Origin of the sequence: Pandoraea apista (assembly GCF_001465595.2) — a bacterium.
GTDB classification, from domain to species: Bacteria; Pseudomonadota; Gammaproteobacteria; order Burkholderiales; family Burkholderiaceae; genus Pandoraea; species Pandoraea apista.
Map to the genome: position 1 here is coordinate 177,817 of NZ_CP013481.2, position 21,477 is coordinate 199,293.

Sequence of the window (21,477 nt, forward strand, 5' to 3'; positions counted from 1 at the left end):
TGAGATTCTTCGTCGCCTGCCTTTTGTATTTGAGAGGGCTAAAGCGTTATAGCGATCGGAGACACATGACATGGAAAGCTGGCTCAAGCCGTTGGTCGATATCGTCGGTGGGGTGCTGTCGGGATACCCTCTTGTAGTCGCTTTGCTGGGGGCGGGGCTGTACTTCACCGCCCGGTTCGGCGGGATTCAGATTCGGGCGCTCTGGCATAGCGCCTGCCTGTTACGCACTTCCGGGACTACGTCGGGGATATCGCCATTTCAGGCGTTTGCCACGGGGCTGGCGAGTCGTGTCGGCACCGGCAATATTGCCGGCGTAGCGGTCGCCCTGACAATTGGCGGACCGGGTGCCATTTTCTGGATGTGGACGACCGCGCTGCTCGGTATGGCGTCGGCATTCGTCGAATCGACATTAGCGCAAATTTTCAAGGTTCCACACCCCGACAATACCTTTCGAGGCGGTCCGGCGTATTACATTCAGATGGGCCTCGGCTCGCGCAAATTCGGCATTATTTTTGCGCTGGCGCTACTCTTCACTTTCGGTTTCGCCCTGAACTCCGTGCAGTCGCACTCGATTGCCGAGGCGCTCGAAGCGTCGTTCGGCTGGGAGCGCACATGGATCGGCATTGCGCTGGTGTTGATGACGGCGCCGATCGTTTATGGCGGTGTGCGACGCGTGGCACGTTTTGCGCAGTGGATCGTGCCGGTGATGGCGATCGCCTATGTCGGGCTTGCCGTGTACATTTGCATCGTCAATATCGAGCAGATCCCCGGCATGATTTCGATGATCCTGCGGCACGCCTTCGGGCTTGAGCCCGCTGCGGGCGGTATTGCCGGCTATGCGGTGAGTCAGGCGGTGTTGATGGGGGTCAAGCGCGGTCTCTTCTCCAATGAAGCGGGCATGGGCAGCGCGCCCAATGCCGCAGCGGTGGCGACAACCCGGCATCCGGTACAGCAAGGGCTGATGCAAATGCTCGGTGTGTTCTTCGACACGATGGTGGTGTGCTCGGCAACGGCATTCATGATTCTGCTCTCGGGTGAGTTCATGCCGGGCGCCGCGCCCGAAGGCGCCGTACTCACACAACGCGCGCTGGCGGCTCACGTGGGCAACTGGGCGGTTGTCTTCACCGGGATCACCGTGTTCTTCCTCGCGTACTCGAGCGTACTCGGCAACTACGCCTATGCCGAAGTGAACATGGACTACCTGACACAACGTCCCTGGATTCTCAATATCTTTCGTGCACTGGTGCTCCTGGCGGTGATGCTCGGCGCAGTCGCCAGCCTGCCATTGGTATGGAGCTTGGCGGACGTTGGCACGGCTTTGATGGCGTTTATCAATCTCGTCGCCATCGGCATGCTGATGAAGTATGCATTGATCGCATGGCGAGACTATCAGGCGCAGCGCAAGGCGGGTGTTGCTGAACCGGTCTTTACGCACGACGTGTTGCCCCCGGAAATGCGAGAGCGTCTGTCAAAAGATGTTTGGCGTGCCGAGCGGAGCGATGAGCGTTGATAACGGCTTCATCCAACTTGGGCATTTGACATTCCGTCGGCAGCCGAACGATGAGAAAGGTCGCGTGGCCTTTCATCTTTTGGTTTTCACTTCTGTAATCGACCTCATTGATGAAAGGTTAACGGGCATTTCCCGATCCTCGAACGAGTCATTTCCCTGACAATGCCAAATTTCAACGATCTGGCAATCTCCGGCACGCGATGCCGCGCTCGTTTGCCGGGCCACTCAAATAAGAGCACGTCAATGCGACGAAACCAATCCGGGATCTTTCTCATCTCCGCCGCAATGGCGATTGCGCTGGTCGGCATGCTGATTACGTTCTGGGGGGTAAATCAGATTCGGCAGATTCAGGTTGAGCGAGCCGAGCGCGTTGGGCATGGGCTCAAGATCATTGGCAACGCAGCAGACACGTTCGTTGCGAAGTACTACAAAGAGATCGAAGCGACGTTATCGGCACCCCAAGGGAGCTTTATCGTCAAAGGGTACAAGTTCACTCACGTACCACCGTCTTCGTCATTCGATTACTCGTACATTGGAAACCTGGATGCGTTATCGCTCGTCAAGGTGCTGGATCTTTCCGGTGCGGGAACCAAACCGCCGCACGGCCTGGGCGACTACGAGATCCGTGTGTATCGGAAGTGTGACGGCGAAAAACCGCCAAATTGCCAGATCAATTCGCTCACTTATCTCACTGAGCCGGCAAAGCGCGCCTATTCGTCTTCGCCCGACTACGCCTTCGCTGCGATTGTCGCGAAGACGGTCGGTGTCTTTGGCGGCACGTCGACAATCGACCGGCCGCAGGAATTTCGATTCGTCGATGAGAATATGCAGCCGATTCCCGATGCTGTCCCGAATCCGTCGGGCAAGCCCGGATTGGTCGCCATGCGCGGCGGCTTCCTGACACACAGTTTGGATGTCAATGTCAGGCGAGACGGATCGCGCAATATCACGGGCGATCTGGATTTTCAGAGCGGTAGTACGAATCAGAGCATCAAAGGCATCAAGGACATCGTTGGTGTAGGAAAGCTCGACATGACGGAGTTGGAGATCCGAGGTAAGGCGACCATCAAAGGCCCGTTGCATCTAAGTGACGAAAAGGGGCAGAACAGGCAGAACATCATTGGGGCGCGCAATATCGAAGGCGATGGCACGCTGAAGATGAGCGGCCTTGATGTATCGGATGCGAAGGTGACAGGCGACGCGACGATCGTCGGTCAACTGACGGCGAACAGCGGAGCAACCGTCGGCGGAGCACTGAAAATGCAACGCAACGATATCGAGGGTGCGGGGCAGGTGAAGGCCGACCGGTTCCATTCGGACTCGGGCATCATTCGGCTGGATAAATCGCACAGCGAGAACAACGCTTGCCAGGAAGGCGCAATCGGACGGGATCACAACGGCAAGATGCTCTCGTGCCAGAGGTCCGGTGGCAAATGGACATGGCAACTCGCTCGTACCACGGAGTACATCGAGAAAGTTGTGGTAACGGAGGTCGAACGGGTTGTCGAGAAAGAGAAACCCGTGGTCATGGCGAAATGGACGCAGACGTACAAGGGGTGCAACGGCTATAGAAGGCCAGTCGGGAGCAGTTGGCGCTGGAGTGGCTACTTTGGGAAAATCGATAACGCACAGTTTTGCATCATCGTCGCGAAAGGATGGTGTGACGCCAGCGCGTTCGGATACTGGGACAACGCCGGCGTGTATAACGTTGACGAAAGGGGATACCCGGACAGTTCCGGTACCCCCTACGTGTTCTTCGGAAACACCTATGGCGAGTTGATGTGCGGCTTCAGGTCAAGCGAAGAGGCGCTCGCGGGGGGCTTCACGATTTGCAAGGCAAACAACTGCGAGTCGCAATATTGAGGCCATATGATGATTCCTTTGAATTGCTATGCTGACCCGCCAGGGGGCTTCTTTTCGGCCGCGGTGGCACACTTCAAACACAAGGGCCGGTGAGTCATCCTCACCGGCCCTTGTTGATGGTGCTGCTATCGAAGCGTCGTCAGCTTACTTGCCGCCGACGGTCTCCAGCACGGTCCACTTGCCGTCGACCACCTTGTAGACGGTGATCGAACCGTACTTCAGATCGCCGACGTTGTCGTAAGCCAGCTCACGCGTGGTCACGCCCGGCATGCTCGTCTTGGCGAGCACCGGCAGGTACTTTGCCGGCTCGGTCGAGTTGGCCTTCTTCATGGCCGACATCATGGCCATTGCGCCGTCGTAGGCATACGGCGAGTAGGTTTCCGGGCCGCTGCCGAACTTGGCCTTGTAGCGAGCCTCATACGCGGCACCGCCCGGCATCTTGTCGAGCGGCAGGCCGGCCAGCGAGACGACCGATCCATTGGCGGCGTCGCCGGCGATCTTCAGGAAGGCGTCCGACTTGACCATCTCCCCGGCCATCAGCGTGCTCTTCATACCCAGTTCGCGCATTTGCTTGGCGAGCGGGCCGGCTTGTGCGTCGGCACCGCCGTAGAAGATCACATCCGGATTGGCGCGCTTCAGGTTGGTCAGAATGGCGCGGAAATCGACCGCCTTGTCGTTGGCGAACTCGCGACGCACGATCTTGCCGCCGGCTGCCTTGGCCGCCTTCTCGAACTCGTCGGCCAGCCCCTGACCGTAAGCGGTACGGTCGTCGACGATGGCGATGTTCTTGAAGCCCAGCTTCTTGACGGCGAAATTACCAACGACCGACCCTTGCTGGATGTCCGAGGTCATCATGCGGAAGGTCGTCTTGAAACCCTGCTTGGTGTATTCCGGGGCCGTCGCCATGGCGATTTCGGGGATACCGGCTTGCGCGTAAATACGCGACGCCGGGATCGTGGTGCCGGAGTTGAAGTGGCCGAGCATGCCCTTGACGCCCGTGTCGACCAGCTTCTGCGCGACCAGCGAACCCTGACGCGGGTCGGCCTGATCGTCTTCGGCCTGCAACACGAACTTCACCGGCTTGCCATCGATGGTCGGCTTCGTGGCGTTGTACTCGTCAATGGCGAGCTGAATGCCGTTTTGCATGTCCTTGCCGTAGTGCGCCTGGGCGCCCGTGAGCGGTGCGGCAAAGCCCAGCTTCACTTCCTGCGCCTGTTGCGCACCCGCGGTGCCGAACGCGAGCAGACCCGCGAGCGCGACTGCGCTGAGCGTAAGCTTCGATTGCATCAACCCTCTCCTTGCATGTGTATGTCGTTGAGTCGCCCACCTGCGGGATCGCCGCGGTGCGCCTTTATTGGAATGCCGTCGAGACAAGGCCGGTCGGGCCCGGAACGGCATCAATCGCAATCAAACGCAGAATGCGTCCGACGCGGCAGTATTGGATGGCTGCGCGCGCCGGTCAAGAGGGAGATATTCCGATAGATGGTGCTACCGGCTTATGGCGACGGTTGCGCCGCCGGTGTGCCGGTGCTACCCGTGCCGTCTGCCGCGCCTTGCCGGATCTCGCGCAGGGTGGTTTCGGCGGCGGCAAAGCGGGCGAGCACGGCTGCCCCGGGTGTCCGGTCGAGGCGGCTCACCACGAACAGGGCCAGACTGCCCAGTACAAAGCCCGGCAGGATTTCGTACAGGTCCCACCAACCGAATTGCTTCCAGATCAGTACGGTCGCCGCGCCGGTGACAATGCCCGCCAACGCCCCGTTACGGGTGACGCGGGGCCACAACAGCGTGGCGAGCACCAGCGGGCCGAAGGCCGCGCCGAAGCCTGCCCAGGCATAGCTCACCATGCCGAGCACGCGGCTTTCCGGATCGAGCGCCAGCAACACGGCGACAACCGCCACGGCCAGCACCATGGCCCGGCCGATCCAGACCAGACGGCGCTGGCTGACCGGCCCGCGCGCGAAGGTCTTATAGAGGTCCTCCGTCAATGCGCTGGCGCATACCAGCAACTGGCACGACAGCGTGCTCATGACGGCGGCCAGAATCGCGGCAAGCAGAATACCCGCGAGCCACGGCGCGAAGAGCTGCGTCGTCAGCGCCATGAATATCGTTTCCGGGTTCGCTGCCACGCCCGCGCCGAGATCCGGTCGTGCGCTGTAGAAGGCCAGCCCGAAGAACCCCACCGCGATCGCACCGGTCAGGCACAGCACCATCCACGTCATGCAGATACGGCGTGCCTGCGGAATCGCGGCGGCCGAGCGGGTCGCCATGAAGCGCACGAGAATGTGCGGTTGACCAAAGTAGCCAAGCCCCCAGGCGAGCATCGAGATGACGCCCACGGGCGCGAGATCGCCGAACCAGTCGGTATGCGAGGGGTGCACGGCGGTCACGGCATCGACCGCTGCCGCCGGGCTGCCGTCGAGCGCAATCACGGCAATGGGGGTAACGACCAGCGCGGCGAACATCAGCGATGCCTGCACCGTATCTGTCCAGCTCACCGCGAGAAAGCCACCGATGAACACATACGCAATGGTCGCTACGGCGCCGATCCACAGCGCTGTACGGTACTCGAGGCCGAACATCGTCTCGAACAGACGTGCACCCGCCACCACGCCCGAGGCGCAATAGATCGTGAAGAAGATCAGGATCACCAGCGCCGTGACGATACGCAGCACATGGCTGCGGTCGTCGAAGCGCTGCGTGAGGAATTCGGGCAGGGTCAGCGCATTGCCGCACACCTCCGTGTGCACGCGCAGGCGCGCCGCCACGAGACGCCAGTTCGCCCACGCACCGGCTGCGAGACCGATGGCGATCCACACGCCGGACAGGCCGCCCACATAAATGGCGCCTGGCAAGCCGAGCAGCAGCCAGCCGCTCATATCGGAAGCACCGGCCGAGAGCGCGGTGACGAAGCTGCCGAGACGGCGTCCACCAAGAATGTAGTCGGAGAGATTGTTGGTGGAGCGAAAGCCGAGCCACCCGATCACCAGCATCAGCAACAGGTAGACGGTAAACGACACCGCAGTGGGATTCCAAAGGGACATGTAGCCTCCTTGAGCGTCGGTGTCACGCACGTCGGGCACCTCTCGCGGCATGACGAAAGCGGCGCAAACGCGGGACGACGACCGCAGTGGCCGGCGATACGTGTCGCCGGCACGGGTTAACGGTGTAACGGTGCAAACCGCGCGTTGACGGTAAGACACGTGAGGTGTCGGGGGCGGGCGCGACGATACCGCGAATACGCGTGATGCGCGTGACTACGGTAGATGCGGAGGGGGCGTAGAGAGCGTTGGATGGGCGGGGAGGCAACCTCGCCGTCAACGACTCGCGGCCGCCAGTGCCCCTGGAATGCAGGGCGCAGGCGGCCGCGCGTGATTGCGTGACGTAGCTGACGGGGCGTCCGGTCATCGAGGTCGACCGTCAGATTTAGGACGAATCCAATAAGATTCGTCGCAAGATCCGACGGTGTAGCTCGATACGCCCGCCCCGAATCGGCCGAAGGTTTCGCCGGCGTCCGGGCTTGTTCCGAACGATTTCAGCCGGTGATTCAGCCGATGGTCATGAGGTTGGCATTACCTCCGGCTGCGGCCGTGTTGACGGACACCGAGCGCTCGCACAGCAGGCGCTCCAGCGCATAGTCGTCGCCCGCCGCCAACGCCTCGGGGGCGAGGCCTTGCATCGACAGGATCGGACCGTTACGGGTAGCGATCCGGCGGTTCAGTGCGCGCAGCTCGTCGCTGTCGCCTTCGAACAGCACGGCGGCGAGCGAGGGTTCCGCAGCGGCGTCCGCACCGGCAGCCAATACCGAGGCACGGCCCTTGAGCGTGGCGGGCAGCGCGCCGACCAGTTCGCGGGCGGCGGCGCTGTCGGTGAAGACCGCGTTGTTACCCGTCGCCAGCACGGCGGCCAGTTGCGTACGCGCACCGAGCGGCGTGGCCGCTACGCAAAGCACCGGGCCACGCGGTTCCAGACCGTAGGTGTTGCGCTCGCCGGTCGGTCCCGGAAGAACGGCCGTGGCGTCGAGCGCCGATGTCGCCAGATAACGGTCGACGCGATCGATTGCGGCGGCGCTGTCGGCGGTGTTGCCCTTCGCATGCAGCCAGTCGCGGTAGGTCACCAGCGGTGCGAGCGCCGCTTCGTTGCGATGGAGTTCCGGGGCCAGAGCGGCCGGCCGGGTCGCCAGCAGACGCGGCAGATACATCGGCCCCCCCGCCTTCGGTCCCGTACCGGACAGACCTTCGCCGCCGAACGGTTGCACCCCGACCACTGCGCCGATCACGTTCCGGTTCACGTAGACATTGCCGACATGGGCGCGCTCGGTCACATAGGCGATGGTTTCGTCGATACGCGTGTGCACGCCGAACGTCAGGCCGTAGCCGGTGCCGTTGATCTGGTCGAGCAACTTGTCGAGTTGTGCGCGCTTGAAGCGGATGACGTGCAGCACCGGGCCGAAGACTTCGCGTTGCAGCGCCTTCAGATCGGTCAGCTCGATGAGCGTGGGCGGCACGAACGTACCGTGGCGGGTGGCCTCCGGCAGCGTCAGTTGCTCGACCGGGAAGCCCTTGCTGCGCATTTGTTCGATGTGACGGTTGATACCGCTTTGCGCTTCGGCGTCGATCACCGGGCCCACGTCGATCGCCAGACGATCCGGGTTGCCGATGGCCAGTTCCTGCATTGCGCCCTTGAGCATGTGCAAGGTCTTGTCGGCGATATCGTCCTGCAAGCACAGCACGCGCAGCGCCGAGCAGCGTTGACCGGCCGAGTCGAAGGCCGATGCGAGCACGTCGTACACGACTTGTTCGGGCAACGCCGACGAGTCGACGATCATTGCGTTCTGGCCACCGGTCTCGGCGATCAGCGGAATCGGCCGGCCGTTGGCGTCGAGACGGTCGGCCAGCGTGCGCGCGATGATGCGGGCCACTTCGGTCGAGCCGGTGAACATGACGGCCTTGGTGCGAGCGTCCGCTACGAGCGCGGCGCCCACGGTCTCGCCCGTGCCCGGCAGCAGTTGCAGCGCGCCGGCGGGTACGCCGGCAGCCTGCATCAGGCGAACGGCTTCGGCGGCGATGAGCGGCGTTTGCTCGGCGGGTTTGGCGATGACCGGGTTGCCGGCGGCGAGGGCGGCGGCGACCTGACCCACGAAGATCGCGAGCGGGAAGTTCCACGGGCTGATGCACAGCACCGGGCCCAGCGGGCGATGCGTATCGTTGGAGAAGCCCTGCCGGATCTGCGCGGCGTAGTAGCGCAGGAAGTCGACGGCTTCGCGCACTTCGGCCACCGCGTTGGGCAGCGACTTGCCCGCTTCGCGCACGCACAGTCCCATGAGTGTGGGCATATGGGCTTCGAGCAGATCGGCCGAGCGCATCAGGCAGTCGGCGCGCGCCTCGACCGGCGTGGCCTGCCAGATCGGGGCGGCGGCCACGGCGTTCGCGAGCGCGGCTTCCACGTCTGCCGCAGTGGCTTCGATGACCTGACCGACGACATCGCGCAGATCGGCCGGGTTGCGCACGGCACGCGGCGTGCCCGTCGTGCGTTCGCCGTCGGCGAGCAGCGGCGCAGCACGCCACGGCGTACCGGCGCTGGCGAGCAGTGCCGACGACAGCGAGGCGAGACGATGCTCGTTCGACAGATCGAAGCCCGACGAGTTGGCGCGCGACGCGCCATACAGATCTCGCGGCAGCGGAATCTTGGCGTGTGGTGCGCCGAGCGGTTGCACCTTTTCGGCTTCGGAGATCGGATCGGCGATCAGTTCGTCGACGCTGATCGTTTCGTCGGCAATGCGATTCACGAACGACGTGTTCGCACCGTTCTCGAGCAAACGGCGCACGAGGTAGGCGAGCAGTGTTTCGTGCGTGCCAACCGGGGCGTACACGCGGCATGGCCGTGCCAGTTTGCCCGAGGCAATGGGGCCGACGACTTCTTCGTAGAGCGGCTCGCCCATGCCGTGCAGGCATTGAAATTCGTACTGGCCGGGGTAGTAGTTGTTGCCCGCGAGGTGATAGATCGCCGAGAGCGTGTAGGCGTTGTGCGTGGCGAATTGCGGGTAGATCGCGTCCGGCACCGCGAGCAGCTTCTTCGCGCAGGCGAGGTACGACACGTCGGTGTAGATCTTGCGCGTGTAGACCGGATAGCCTTCCAGGCCATCGACCTGCGCACGTTTGATTTCCGTATCCCAGTAAGCGCCCTTGACCAGACGCACCATGATGCGGTGGCGGCTGCGGCGTGCCAGATCAATGATGAAGTCGATCACGAACGGGCAGCGCTTCTGATACGCCTGCACCACGAAACCGATCCCGTTCCAGCCGGCCAGTTCCGGGTCGAAGCACAGCGCTTCGAGCAGATCGAGCGAGATTTCGAGGCGGTCGGCTTCTTCGGCGTCGATATTCAGGCCGATGTCATAGGAGCGGGCCAGCTTGGCGAGCGCCTGCACGCGCGGCAGCAGCTCCGTGATGGTGCGCTCGTGCTGGCTGCGCGAATAGCGCGGATGCAAGGCCGAGAGCTTGATCGAGATACCCGGGCCCTCGTAGATGCCACGCCCGGCCGAGGCCTTGCCGATGGCATGAATGGCCTGCTCGTAGCTTGCGTAGTAGCGCTGGGCATCTTCTTCGGTCGTCGCCGCTTCGCCGAGCATGTCGTAGGAGTAGCGGAAGCCCTGGGCTTCGTACTTGCGGCTGTTGGCGAGGGCCTCGGAGATGGTCTCGCCCGTCACGAACTGCTCGCCCATCAGGCGCATGGCCATGTCGACACCCTTGCGGATGAGCGGCTCGCCGCCACGGCCGATCAGGCGTGTGAGGGCCTTGGTGAGGCCGGCTTCGCTGGTCGTGGTCACGAGCTTGCCGGTGATCATCAGACCCCAGGTAGCGGCGTTGACGAACATCGACGGCGAGTTGCCCATGTGAGCGTGCCAGTCGCCTTTGCTGATCTTGTCGCGAATCAGGGCGTCGCGCGTGGCTTTGTCGGGAATGCGCAGCAGCGCTTCGGCGAGGCACATGAGCGCCACACCTTCCTGGCTGGACAACGAGAACTCGTGAATCAGACCTTCCACGCCACCGCCCGTGCTCTTGCCGCGCAGGGCGACGACGAGCTTGCGGGCGAGGTCGGACGCCGACGCGGCGGTCGCCGGGGCCAGCTTGGCCTGACCGACGAGCACCGGCACGCACTCCGGCTCGGGACGGCGATAGGCCGCCGTAATCGCCGCACGCAACACCGACTGCGGTTGCACGTTTTGCGCGAACTCGAGGAAGGGATGCGGCACGGTGTCGTCGCCCGCATGGCCGTCGATTACCTCGGTGCCGGACTGGGTTGCGCCGCTCAGCTCAGGCGGCAGGGCGCCGCTTTCAATGCGCTCCAGATAGGCGAAGATGGCCTGTTTGATGAGCCAGTGCGGCGTGCGCTCGATTTGTTGGGCGGCCGTTTTCAGCCGGGTGCGCAAGACGTCGTCGACCTTGACGCCAAGAGTGGTGTTAGCCATGGAGCGGTTACCTGATGACGCGAAAACGTGACACCCATAGCGGGTGAATTGCGGCATCGTAACCGGGTTTTATGGGAGGTGCAACCAGAGTCAATATTCGGGTTGCACCTTATGCCGTGGGAGGCCCGCCTGACGGGACTTACTTTGAATTGCTGCCGTACGCAGTTCCCAGATACTCCGAGATCAGCTTGACCTGATCTTCGGGAATCGGCGCGCCATACACCTTCACCATCTTCGTGACTTCCGCACTCCAGAAGGCCGCGGGCATGGGCGGCTGGCTGTTGATGTAATCGACCGAGTGACACATCACACACCATGCACTGGCCGACTGATAGCCGGCGAGGGTCGACGCCTTGAGTTGCGAGGTTTCCTGCGGCAGCTTGATGTCGAGCGCATGGGCGGGGGCGACGGCGAGTGCAGCCGCCAGACCGAGCAGTGCGGCCGTGCGATTCGCGAGCTTTGAAACGTTCATGATCGTCCCCCGTCTCATGCCGCGATCACGCGCACGGTTTCCACCCCGTTGCGCAGATAGCCGGCCGGATTCCACAACGATTGCAGCGGTTGCGAAACCCCTGCGCGATTCGTCGCCCTGACTTTCAACGCGTATTCGCCGGGCTGCGGCGGTGTGAACGACACCGTCCACTCGCGGAACGAATACTTCGACAGCTCGCTGCCCAGCTGAGCGGCCTGCCATGTCTGGCCGCCGTCGGCCGAGAATTGCACGTCGCGAATGCCTTCGCCGCCGTCGAACGCAATGCCGCGCACGCGCGCCGCCTTGCCCGTCGCTACGCGCTGACCGTCGGTGTGGCTGGTAACGAACGAGCGCACGGTGAAGCGTCCGATCGGCCTGGTTTTTTCGGGGGCCTTGCCGGGGGCCACGCAGTTGCAGTCGTTATCGGGAATGCGGTAGGCCGTGGCCATCCAGAAGCCGTCGAACACGTTGTCGACGACGTTGATGTCCGCCAGGTGCTTCACCCAGTAGGTGCCGTAGTAGCCCGGCACGACCAGCCGCACCGGAAAGCCGTTGAGCATTGGCAGATCCTCGCCGTTCATGGCGAATGCGATCATCACTTCGCCATCCATGGCGTGATCGAGGTCGAGCGCTTTGACGAACTCGGGCGTTGCCGGAACGATCGGCCGGTCGAGGCCTTCAAAGGTCACTTGCTTTGCGCTGGACGACACCCCGGCACGCTCGAGAATCCGCTTGAGCGGAATGCCGCGCCAGCGCGCGTTGCCCATCGCGCCGTTGGCGATCTGCCCGCCGCCGACGCGCGGTTCGAAGAAGCCGCGGCTGTTGCCCGAACACTGATGCACCGCCACGATTTCGACCGGCGCGCCAAAGTCCTTCTTGAGTGACGCGAGCGAGATGTCGAGCGGTTTGGCGACACTGCCGCCCACGCGAATCCGGTGCTTCGCCGGATCGATGTCGGTCGGAATGCCCGCGAGGTGATAGCGCACGAAGAACGCGTCGTTCGGGGTGATCAGCCCCTCGTTGAAGACTTCGAAGGGTGTTTCCAATTGCGGCGGGCGCGCCGTCAGCCGGATCAGCGGGCGCTTCTGCGGATACGCAACGAGTTCGCGCTCGCCGTTGGCAAACGGCAGCACGACCGTCTGCGGGGCGGCGGTGGCGGCGAGCACGTCGAGTGCGCGTCCGGCGAGACTGGCGCCAACGCCCAGCGCACCGGCGCGTCGCAGGAAGCGGCGGCGCGAGGCTTCGGCCAGTGGGGATTCGGCAAGGGGATGGGACGGGGTGGCGAGATGCGGCGCCGTGGGTGCGGCGCTCCGGTCGTGCGACTTCATCGTGTGTCTCCTGTAGAACTTCTTATCGGGCGGATGACGGGAATCGTGCGACGTGCGGCGTTCGACTAATGGCCGCATCGTCGGAGATTCTGACGATGTTGTCAAATTTCCGGAACGCTATATACCGATTTATATTTCGAGAGGGTCGACTTCGAGATGCCAGCGCACGGGCGCCTTGAGGGCGCGCAACTCGCCCATCCAGTCGGTGAGAAAGCGTTGCAGGGCGCCGCGATGCGGACTCTCGATCACGAGCTGCGCGCGCTCGGTGCCCGCGATCCGCACCATGGTCATCGGCACCGGGTCCCAGAGGGAAATGCGTGGGTCGTGCAATGCGGGCGTGGCGGCAATCTCGCGGGCCTGCTTCAGGAACGTCATGGCGTCGTCGAGGCGCCGCGCTTCGGCGCGCAGCAACGCCTGATGCGTGTACGGGGGCAACGCGGCGACGCGACGTTCTTCCAATTGCTGTGCCGCGAAGCCCGCGTAGTCGTGGCGCATGAGCGAGGCGAACAACGGGTGCGACGCGTAGCGGGTCTGGATCAGCACGTCGCCGGGGCCGTCGGCCCGGGCGGCGCGACCGGCGCGTCCCGCCACCTGCATCAGTTGCGCGAAGAGACGCTCGGCTGCCCGGAAGTCGTGCGAGAACAGCGCGCTGTCGGCGTTGACCACCCCCACGAGTGTGACGTTACGGAAGTCATGCCCCTTGGCCACCATTTGGGTGCCGATCAGGATGTCGACTTCGCCGGCATGCACTTGTGCGAACAGTGCCTGCGCGCTGCCTTTGCGGCGTGTGCTGTCGGCGTCGATGCGGGCGAGACGCGCGTCGGGGAAATGCTCGGCCAGCGCTTCTTCAATACGTTGTGTGCCGCGTCCCAGCGGGGCGAGATCCTGATTGCCGCAGTCGGGGCACGCATGCGGAATACGCGACTCGGCGCCGCAGTGGTGGCAGCGCAGCCGGCGCTCGGGCTTGTGCAGCACCATGTGCGCGCTGCACCGGCGGCAATCGCTGATCCAGCCGCAGGCGTCGCAGTTGAGCACCGGGGCGTAGCCGCGGCGATTCAGAAACAACAGACTCTGCTCGCCCGCGTCGAACCGCGCGCGAATGGCCGCGAGCAAGGGTTGCGACAAGCCCTCGTGCACTGTGCGCTGGCGCTTGCGTTCGATCTCCATGTCGATGAGCGAGACACGCGGCAGCACGGCGTCGGGCGTGGCGCGTTCAGGCATCGCGAGGCGCACGTAGCGGCCCTGTTCGGCGCGTCGCCAGCTATCGAGCGAGGGCGTGGCAGAGCCCAGCACGACGGGAATGCGCAGCCGATTCGCCCGCCAGATCGCGAGATCGCGCGCCGAGTAGCGCAACCCTTCCTGTTGCTTGTAGGACGGATCGTGCTCTTCGTCGACAACGATCAGACGCAGATGCGGCAGCGACGCCATGACGGCGAGCCGGGTGCCAAGCACGATACGCGCCTCGCCGCGGTGCGCCGCCAGCCAATGCCGGGCGCGTTCGCCCTCGGCCAGACCGCTGTGCAGGGTGACGAGCGTTTCGTCAGGGAATCGTTTGCGGAAGACGCCTTCGAGCTGTGGCGTCAGATTGATTTCCGGCACGAGGACGAGCACCTGCGAGTCGGGTTGACGAAGCGCCTCGGCGACCACGCGCAGATAGACCTCCGTTTTGCCGCTGCCGGTCACGCCATAGAGCAGGAAGGGGGCGCAGGCGGGGGTGTCGCCCGCGTCGTCGGTCGACGGCGCGCGATCGAGACGCTGTGCCCCTGCCGCTTCGAGGGCGTCATGGATGGCCGCGACGGCATCCGCCTGTCCGGCGGTGAGCGTTTTGGCGACGCCGCGCGCATCTTCGGGCAGGATTGCGGCGGCGCCAGACACTTCATCTTGCACGGAGGCGTTGCTCGCGTCGTCTGCGTCGTTCCGATTGTTGGCGTCGCTCGCTTCGGCGTCGCGCATCGCTTCATGGAACGGCACGGTTTCCACGACGACCCAGCCGGCGGCGGCCCATTGTTTGAGCACGTCGGCCGCTTTCGAGCAGAGCGCTTTCGCCTCGTCGGCGTCGAGTGTGCCGGCTTGCGCAAGACCGTCGGCCAGCCGGCGCTGCGCGCGCAGCCGGGCGGGCACGTTGTCCATGAGCGTTGTCAGCGCCCCCTCGGCAATCCGGTAACGCTGCACGCCGCGTTGGGCGAGGAGCCGCGGCCAGCGCATCGGCGTGCGCAGATGGCCCGGTATGGCCGGCAGCGCCACTTCGCCGACACCGCGCTGGTAATAGCGCGATGCGAACTGCATCAGGTCGCGCCAGTCGTCCCCGAGCGGTGGCAATTCGTGCCAGACGGCGGTCACGTCGCGCAGCTTTGCCGGGTCGACTTCGCTGCGCTGCGTCAATTCCCAGACAATCCCCACGACCTGTCGTCGCCCGAACGGCACCTGTACCAACTGACCGAGGCTTGCCGCCTGATCGAGCCGGTAGTCGAAGAGGGTCAACAAGGGCGTATCGAGCGCTACGCGGGCGATCACGGGCGTGCCGGTGCGTCCGGCGGCAACCGGAGACAGCGCATCATCGGTCGATGCAGGAGACGGTTCGGACAGTTCGTCGGCGCGAGTCAAACTTAAAGTGAATCCTGAGAAGTTTCGCTAAACCCCGGATTTGAGTCGGCTTTCCGGTAGACGCAAAACGCTTGTGGATAACTATGTTGAGAACTGTGGGGATTATCGCTCGTCTGCCACGCGGCGCGGCCCTCACGCCGCGTAACACCACGACTTCGCCAGAATCAAAAATGCTTTTTGATCAATAGCTTATGAATAACATCGACGGGGCGTCCCCGCCGACTCTCACTTGCGGCGGCGCAGCGAGAATTTGTGCATAAGTCTTCGGGACAACTCCGCAAATTGGAGGGGTTATTCCACGCCCTTTCCCTTGACATTCTCCGCGTGAAACGGCGGTTGGGATTGCGGGGAGAAACGCCCCGCGAACCCGCACCACCGCTCGCGGGTGTGGCCGATTATGCCGTCTGGCGCAGCTTTCGGCTGTAGCTGTGCACTTCGTCGACGAGCGCCGCGACATGTTCGGGCGGGGTGAACTGCGAAATCCCGTGGCCCAGATTGAAGACGTGGCCCGGCGCATTGCCGTACGCATCAAGCAGTCGCCGCGCTTCGGCGCGTATGGCGTCGGGCGATGCGAAGAGAGCGGTCGGGTCGAAATTGCCTTGCAGTGCACAACGCTCGCCCACCCGGCGGCGCGCGGCGGCAAGATCGACTGTCCAGTCGAGGCCGATCGCGTCGGGGCCGGTGTCGGCAATGGCTTCGAGCCACTGACCGCCACCCTTGGTAAAGACGATGTGTGGGATCCGCACGCCGTTCCATTCGCGGTGCACCCCTGCCAGCGCCTTCCGCATGTAAGCGAGCGAGAAACGCTGGTAGAGGCCGTCGGCCAGTGCGCCACCCCAGGTGTCGAACACCATGATGGCCTGTGCGCCCGCTTCGATCTGTGCGTTCAGATAAGCGGCGACTGCACGCGCGTTGGTCTCGAGAATATGCGTCATCAGATCGGGACGCTCATACATCATCGTCTTGACGGTCCGGAAGTCGGCCGACCCGCCGCCCTCGACCATGTAGCAAGCGAGTGTCCACGGACTGCCCGAGAAGCCGATCAGCGGCACGCGTCCGTTCAGGGCGCGACGGATCTCGGTCACGGCGTCGAACACATACCGCAGGCTGTCGAGGTCCGGCGCCCGCAGGCGGCGCACGTCGTCTTCGGTGCGCAGCGGATGCGCGAAGCGCGGCCCTTCGCCGGCTTCGAACGACAGGCCGAGGCCCATGGCGTCGGGAATGGTGAGGATGTCCGAGAACAGAATGGCGGCATCGAGCGGGAAGCGCTCGAGCGGCTGCAATGTGACCTCGGTGGCGTAAGCCGGGTTCTTGGCAAGCGCCAGGAAGCTACCGGCCTTGGCGCGCGTGGCGTTGTATTCGGGCAGGTACCGGCCCGCCTGGCGCATCAGCCAGATCGGCGTGTACTCGGTCGGCTGGCGCAGCAGGGCGCGCAGGAAAGTATCGTTTTGCAGAGCTTGGGACACGTCGCGGCGGTGGGTAGGATGATTTGAGCAAGCGGCCATTTTACTCGGGTATCCCGAGGCCGGTCGTTTTGCGGGCTGTTATGCCGCACATAAGCGGTGGATGGCGTCGCGGCATGAGAGCAGCGATGGGAGGCATCTTGCGTCATGCCGGTTGGCGTTGGGCAGGCGAGTCATTAGTATTGAGCCCCACGAGCTGCATCGGACAGTTCGCGAAACTCGTGCCTCATAACGCCAATATTCAGCATTCAGGAGACAAGCATGAAAGTCACGACGACAGCCGCCCGCGCGGTTCTCATGGCGGGAGCGGCATTCGCCGCGCTCACCGCTGCCACGGTTCATGCGCAATCGGCCGCCGCCGGCAGCCCCGCCGCCATGCACTCCCGGCTCGACGACATTGTGAAGTCGGGTACCTTGCGCGCCTGCGCGACCGGCGACTACAAGCCGTACACGTATCGCCGCCCGGACGGTCAGTTCGAGGGGATCGACGTGGATCTGGTCGCTTCGCTGGCGAAATCGCTCGGCGTGAAGCCTGTGATTGTCCCCACGACGTGGAAAGGGCTGATGGACGACTTCACCGCCGGGAAGTGCGATATCGCAGTCGGGGGCATCTCCGTCACGCTCGATCGTGCGGCCCGTGCCTATTACAGCAGCGTGGTGATGGTCGACGGCAAATCGCCGATCGTGCGTTGTGCCGACGTTGCGAAGTACCAGACGCTCGCCGATCTGAACCAGCCCAGCACGCGCGCCATCGCGAATCCTGGCGGTACGAACGAGCGCTTTGCCCGTCAGTACCTGCCCAAGGCCACGCTCACGATCTATCCGGATAACGTCACGATCTTCCAGCAGATCGCCGAGGGTCGCGCCGACGTGATGGTGACGGATACGTCCGAAACGCTGTTGCAGCACAAACTTATCCCGTCGCTCTGCCCGGTCAACCCCGACAAGCCGCTTCAGTTCGGCGAGAAGGCCTACCTGATCCCGCGTGGCGACGACATCCTCAAGCAATACGTCGATCAATGGCTCAACCTTGCCCAGAAGACCGGCGAGTATCAGGCCGTCGTGGACAAGTGGCTCAAGTAATCGGGCGGGGGTCAGCTCAGCCAGTCGCGCAAACGCTGCGCGGCGTCGTGCATGACCAGTCTTGCTTGCGGGACGAACGGCTGTAACCGGGCAAAGCTGTGTGTGAGGCCGGGCGCTTCGACAATTTCCGCCCGGCCGCCCGACTGCGCCACGAATTGCGCATAGGACACGGCTTCGTCATGCAACGGATCGTATTCGGCGGCAATCACCAACGCATTCGGCAGCGGGTGACGCGGGGCTTGCGCCGTCAGATTGACGCGCACATCGTCTGCCGCCGGCTCCACGCCGTTGAGGAACTCGCGCCAATACCAGCGCATTTCGTCGCGCGTCAGGCCCACGCCGTGCGCCAGACGCTCGTAACTCGGAGTGTCGAACCGATACTGCACGACCGGGTAGATCAGCAATTGGGCGTTCACGATCCCCGGGTGCTGATCGTTGAACCAGGCGGCTGCCTGCGCCGCCAGATGGCCTCCCGCGCTGTCGCCGGCGACGGCCAGACGATCGACCTGCACACCCAGCCGGGCGCGTTGCTCTGCCGCCCATGCCAACGCTTCGCGTGCGTCGTCGACCGGGGCGGGAAACGGATGCTCGGGCGCCAGCCGGTAATCGACGCTCAGCACCGCCACATCTCCATCTTGCGCGAGGAACGCGGCCAGTGTGCCATGCGTGTCGACGTCCCCCACGACCCACCCGCCGCCGTGGAAATACACGACGAGCGGCACTTCGCGGCCGATCGGACGATACAACCGTGCGCGCAGATTGCGGCCCGGCAGCGGAATTTCGAAGGTCTCGCTTTTCAATCCCGCCGGTAGCGGACGCAACGCCTCGACAGCGACAGCGGCGAACTTGGCGCGCACGTCTTGCGCACTGGGCGCGCCTGCGTCGGCGGCGTTGGCGGCGTTGGGGTACTTGCGCGCCATTTGGTCGTAGTAAGCGAGTAGATCGGCGTCGATAGTCATGTCAGCAGGCAATTGGCGTAAAGGCGGTTGGAGAAGAAAGCGGTTTTGCTATTTTTTCCGAAGCGGCGGATGGGCGCGCCGGACTCAGCGGCGGTTCGCCTGTGCAGACACGTTGCCTCCCATCATCTGCCAGCGCTGGTGCTCGATCTTGACGCAGCGATCCATCACGACGTCGAGCCCCGCAGCCAGGGCGGCGGCCGCCGCTTCATCGTTCTCGATGCCCAACTGCATCCATAAACTGTTGGCGCCAATGGCGATCGCCTCTTCCGCGATCGGCGGAATGTCGCCGCTGCGGCGAAAGCAGTCGACCATCTGAATCTGCACGCCTTGCGCACGCAGCGCCTCGGCGGCGTCGGTCAGGCTCGCGTAGACGGTCTCGCCCAGAATCTTCTCGCCGGAGTCGGCTGCCTGCGGGTTGACCGGCACAATCCGGTACCCCTGCTGCTGCATATAGCGAGATGTGGTGTAACTGGGCCGGTCGGGCCGCGGCGACAGGCCCACGACCCCGATGACACGGTCGCGCGCCAGTATTTTCCCCAGACGTTCCATGGTTTCCATGCGGGTACGGCCTCGTTCGGGCCGATGCAGTCGTTGGACGAAATTCTTGCTCCCGGTGCGCCGCAGATCCTCGACGAGAGGGTGGACGCTCACTTTGTTGCCACGCACAAAGAATGAAGTTAGCACATTGAGGACGTGGGCGTGAAATGCGGTTGCGCCACGGGCACCGGTGAATCGATGTGTGCGCATGTCACTCGTCTTCAATGCTTCGGCAGGCGAGTTATTCAGGATGGCGAACTAAGTCGCACTTTCGAAATCACTCATGAAGTCCTTGCCGGGAAAGGAGTGGCGAGGGTTTGCGAAAGGAATGGTGCGCCTGAGGTGTTACAACCTGAAACACTTTGTTACCCCTCACGCCATACGTTTCCACCACAATGCATCTCAACGCTGACGTGCTTATCCCCCGGTAACACAGCAGCGCGACTGTATCGGCAGACGGCGTCCCCCGGCGCAATCCGCAAGGTAATTCGATGCAGTGCTCCGAATCTGGTCTCCTCGCGCTAACCCCGTAGCGTGTGGTTTTGGCGGGCCCGTGTGTCCCGCCATTTTTTTTGCCTGCGACGACCTACATCTTTCCTAACCCTTTCTCCGACATCTCTCCGGATGCTTCGCTATCCGACGCATTTTCGGAAATCGATTCACGCCTGCGTAAATTGATCCCCGCCTGATGTCTGCCCGATGTCCGCAATGCCGGTCATCTGTCGGGATTGGAAATGGCCTGTGAAGTGACTCGATTCCTGTCGGGTCTTCCCTCCGAATCCGCTCACCGGGTGGCCCGGAGCCAGGGTTTGAGCCAGCCGAGGCCGTCGCGCGTTGCGCCTTGCGGCCGGTATTCGCACCCGATCCATCCCGCGTAACCCAGTTCGTCGAGCAGACGGAACAGGAAGGGATAGTTGACTTCTCCGGTGTCGGGCTCATGGCGCGCGGGCACGCCAGCGACCTGCACATGCCCGATGTGAGCAATGGACTGTCGCAGCTTCATTGCCAGATCGCCTTCCACGATCTGACAGTGATACGCATCGAACTGGACCTTGAGATTGCCCGCACCGACTTCCTGACGAATGGCGTGGGCCTGATCCTGACGCGTAAGGAAGTAGCGGGGGAAGTCGCGCGGATTGATCGGCTCGATCAGGACAGTGACACCGTGCGCGGCGGCTTGCCCGGCCGCGTAAGCGAGGTTTTCGAGATAGACCGCCCGGCAGCGCTCGGGCGACGCTGCCGCGTCGGGGCATCCGGCCATGACATGCAACTGACGGCAGCCAAGCGCGTCGGCGTAGTCGAGCGCGATTTCAACGCCATCTCGAAATTGCGCCTCACGCCCTGGCAGCGCGGCTAGCCCGCGTTCGCCGCTCGCCCAGTCGCCGGCGGGGGTGTTGAACAGCACCTGCGTCAGCCCGGCGTCGTCCAGACGCGTGCGTATCTCATGGGCGGGATGCTCGTAAGGGAACAGGAATTCGACACCTCGGAAGCCGTCGCTCGCCGCCTCCCGGAAGCGATCCAGAAATGGGAATTCCTGATAAAGCAGCGTCAGATTCGCGGCAAATCGCGGCATGAGAATCTCCGTCGCCCGGCATGGACGGGCAGGGTGGGCCTATGCCCGTCACAATATCATTGCCCGTCGATCTGAGGCGCCGCTACGCTGCGCAACTGGAACCGTCCGTCGTTATTGAAGAGCCAGGTTTCGACCGCCCGAACGCGCCCGCTACTGTCGACCAACGCCCGGCTGGGCGCGGGTAAGGGGCTGGCTCGTCGCAGACTCGCCATTGCAATGCGCTCAGCTTCGCGATCGCCGTTGCTGCGGTAGAGCGCCACACTCGTCACGTTCCCGTTGCGGTCCACCCAATACTCGAGCGACACCACCGAGCGCAGCATCGGCTGCGGGTTGCCCGGTGTGATTTCCTTCGCGTTGACTTCCGTTACACGCTGCGCCGCCGCGATCTTGTACTGGTCGAGCGCCGAGATCGGTGCCTGTCCGGGCGTCAGGTTGAGGATGAGCGGCTTTTTGGGTTCGAAATCCGGATTGGCGCAACCGGCAAGTGCCAAAACACAGGCGCCGAGGGTGAGCCATGCAGCGGTATAGGGTGCCTGCCGGCACCGGGAAGGTTGCGTATTCATGTGCTATCTCCCGCAACGTTCGCGACACTTTTCTTGTTGTTCACTTCCTTGCAC

14 protein-coding genes are annotated in these 21,477 nt (G+C 63.5%); 3 read left to right on the forward strand and 11 right to left on the reverse strand.

Annotation, left to right across the window (positions count from 1 at the left end; all coding sequences use genetic code 11):
- Window positions 1-70: 70 nt before the first annotated feature.
- Both AT395_RS00775 and AT395_RS00780 read left to right on the forward strand, forming a co-directional pair.
- Window positions 71-1,510 carry an alanine/glycine:cation symporter family protein gene (locus tag AT395_RS00775; protein ID WP_042113554.1) on the forward strand — a complete coding sequence of 480 codons (1,440 nt, stop codon included), beginning with the start codon at window positions 71-73 and terminating at the stop codon, window positions 1,508-1,510.
- A gap of 285 nt (window positions 1,511-1,795) precedes the next feature.
- The gene (locus tag AT395_RS00780) at window positions 1,796-3,373 is read left to right on the forward strand and encodes a hypothetical protein (RefSeq protein ID WP_048628349.1); all 1,578 of its coding nucleotides are present in this window, start codon (window positions 1,796-1,798) and stop codon (window positions 3,371-3,373) included.
- A gap of 144 nt (window positions 3,374-3,517) precedes the next feature.
- Here the strand turns inward: AT395_RS00780 and AT395_RS00785 are convergent, their stop codons facing one another.
- The 7 genes from AT395_RS00785 to hemE all read right to left on the reverse strand — a co-directional run bounded on the left by AT395_RS00785 (window position 3,518) and on the right by hemE (window position 16,711).
- Window positions 3,518-4,660 carry a branched-chain amino acid ABC transporter substrate-binding protein gene (locus AT395_RS00785; RefSeq protein ID WP_042113552.1) on the reverse strand — a complete coding sequence of 381 codons (1,143 nt, stop codon included), beginning with the start codon at window positions 4,658-4,660 and terminating at the stop codon, window positions 3,518-3,520.
- 209 nt (window positions 4,661-4,869) lie between these two features.
- Entirely contained in the window at window positions 4,870-6,414 is a 1,545-nt protein-coding gene (gene putP / locus AT395_RS00790) for a sodium/proline symporter PutP (RefSeq protein ID WP_042117543.1), read from the reverse strand.
- 503 nt (window positions 6,415-6,917) lie between these two features.
- Window positions 6,918-10,841, reverse strand: coding sequence for a trifunctional transcriptional regulator/proline dehydrogenase/L-glutamate gamma-semialdehyde dehydrogenase (gene putA, locus AT395_RS00795; protein WP_048628348.1), 3,924 nt, complete (start codon window positions 10,839-10,841; stop codon window positions 6,918-6,920).
- A 139-nt stretch (window positions 10,842-10,980) separates the two neighbouring features.
- On the reverse strand, window positions 10,981-11,313 hold the full coding sequence (gene sorB, locus AT395_RS00800; protein WP_042113550.1) for a SorB family sulfite dehydrogenase c-type cytochrome subunit: 333 nt from the start codon (window positions 11,311-11,313) through the stop codon (window positions 10,981-10,983).
- Window positions 11,314-11,327: 14 nt separating this feature from the next.
- Window positions 11,328-12,641 carry a SorA family sulfite dehydrogenase catalytic subunit gene (gene sorA, locus AT395_RS00805; protein WP_231606089.1) on the reverse strand — a complete coding sequence of 438 codons (1,314 nt, stop codon included), beginning with the start codon at window positions 12,639-12,641 and terminating at the stop codon, window positions 11,328-11,330.
- Window positions 12,642-12,770: 129 nt separating this feature from the next.
- On the reverse strand, window positions 12,771-15,245 hold the full coding sequence (locus AT395_RS00810) for a primosomal protein N' (protein ID WP_082164705.1): 2,475 nt from the start codon (window positions 15,243-15,245) through the stop codon (window positions 12,771-12,773).
- A gap of 395 nt (window positions 15,246-15,640) precedes the next feature.
- On the reverse strand, window positions 15,641-16,711 hold the full coding sequence (hemE, locus tag AT395_RS00815; protein WP_312024187.1) for a uroporphyrinogen decarboxylase: 1,071 nt from the start codon (window positions 16,709-16,711) through the stop codon (window positions 15,641-15,643).
- A gap of 258 nt (window positions 16,712-16,969) precedes the next feature.
- Here hemE and AT395_RS00820 point away from each other — a divergent pair, with 258 nt between their 5' ends.
- Window positions 16,970-17,791 (forward strand): transporter substrate-binding domain-containing protein, encoded by an 822-nt coding sequence (locus AT395_RS00820; RefSeq protein ID WP_094068017.1) that lies wholly within the window; start codon window positions 16,970-16,972, stop codon window positions 17,789-17,791.
- 11 nt (window positions 17,792-17,802) lie between these two features.
- Here AT395_RS00820 and AT395_RS00825 read toward each other — a convergent pair whose 3' ends face one another.
- The 4 genes from AT395_RS00825 to AT395_RS00840 form a co-directional block, all read right to left on the reverse strand.
- Window positions 17,803-18,750: an alpha/beta hydrolase gene (locus AT395_RS00825; RefSeq protein WP_048628345.1), complete on the reverse strand. Its 948-nt coding sequence runs from the start codon at window positions 18,748-18,750 to the stop codon at window positions 17,803-17,805.
- 84 nt (window positions 18,751-18,834) lie between these two features.
- Window positions 18,835-19,308, reverse strand: a complete 474-nt coding sequence (locus tag AT395_RS00830) for a CoA-binding protein (RefSeq protein ID WP_042117538.1) — start codon at window positions 19,306-19,308, stop codon at window positions 18,835-18,837.
- Window positions 19,309-20,071: 763 nt separating this feature from the next.
- Entirely contained in the window at window positions 20,072-20,860 is a 789-nt protein-coding gene (gene otnI, locus AT395_RS00835; protein WP_048628344.1) for a 2-oxo-tetronate isomerase, read from the reverse strand.
- 56 nt (window positions 20,861-20,916) lie between these two features.
- On the reverse strand, window positions 20,917-21,423 hold the full coding sequence (locus AT395_RS00840) for an energy transducer TonB family protein (protein WP_072632735.1): 507 nt from the start codon (window positions 21,421-21,423) through the stop codon (window positions 20,917-20,919).
- Between the last annotated feature and the right edge of the window lie 54 nt (window positions 21,424-21,477).

Excerpts from the sequence above, each read along its gene's own strand:
- AT395_RS00785 (WP_042113552.1), bottom strand. The coding sequence starts at position 4,660 with ATGCAATCGAAGCTTACGCTCAGCGCAGTCGCGCTCGCGGGTCTGCTC.
- AT395_RS00775 (WP_042113554.1), top strand. The coding sequence starts at position 71 with ATGGAAAGCTGGCTCAAGCCGTTGGTCGATATCGTCGGTGGGGTGCTG.
- sorA (WP_231606089.1), bottom strand. The coding sequence starts at position 12,641 with ATGAAGTCGCACGACCGGAGCGCCGCACCCACGGCGCCGCATCTCGCC.
- AT395_RS00820 (WP_094068017.1), top strand. The coding sequence starts at position 16,970 with ATGAAAGTCACGACGACAGCCGCCCGCGCGGTTCTCATGGCGGGAGCG.
- putA (WP_048628348.1), bottom strand. The coding sequence starts at position 10,841 with ATGGCTAACACCACTCTTGGCGTCAAGGTCGACGACGTCTTGCGCACC.
- sorB (WP_042113550.1), bottom strand. The coding sequence starts at position 11,313 with ATGAACGTTTCAAAGCTCGCGAATCGCACGGCCGCACTGCTCGGTCTG.
- AT395_RS00780 (WP_048628349.1), top strand. The coding sequence starts at position 1,796 with ATGGCGATTGCGCTGGTCGGCATGCTGATTACGTTCTGGGGGGTAAAT.
- AT395_RS00825 (WP_048628345.1), bottom strand. The coding sequence starts at position 18,750 with ATGACTATCGACGCCGATCTACTCGCTTACTACGACCAAATGGCGCGC.
- putP (WP_042117543.1), bottom strand. The coding sequence starts at position 6,414 with ATGTCCCTTTGGAATCCCACTGCGGTGTCGTTTACCGTCTACCTGTTG.
- AT395_RS00840 (WP_072632735.1), bottom strand. The coding sequence starts at position 21,423 with ATGAATACGCAACCTTCCCGGTGCCGGCAGGCACCCTATACCGCTGCA.
- AT395_RS00830 (WP_042117538.1), bottom strand. The coding sequence starts at position 19,308 with ATGGAAACCATGGAACGTCTGGGGAAAATACTGGCGCGCGACCGTGTC.
- otnI (WP_048628344.1), bottom strand. The coding sequence starts at position 20,860 with ATGCCGCGATTTGCCGCGAATCTGACGCTGCTTTATCAGGAATTCCCA.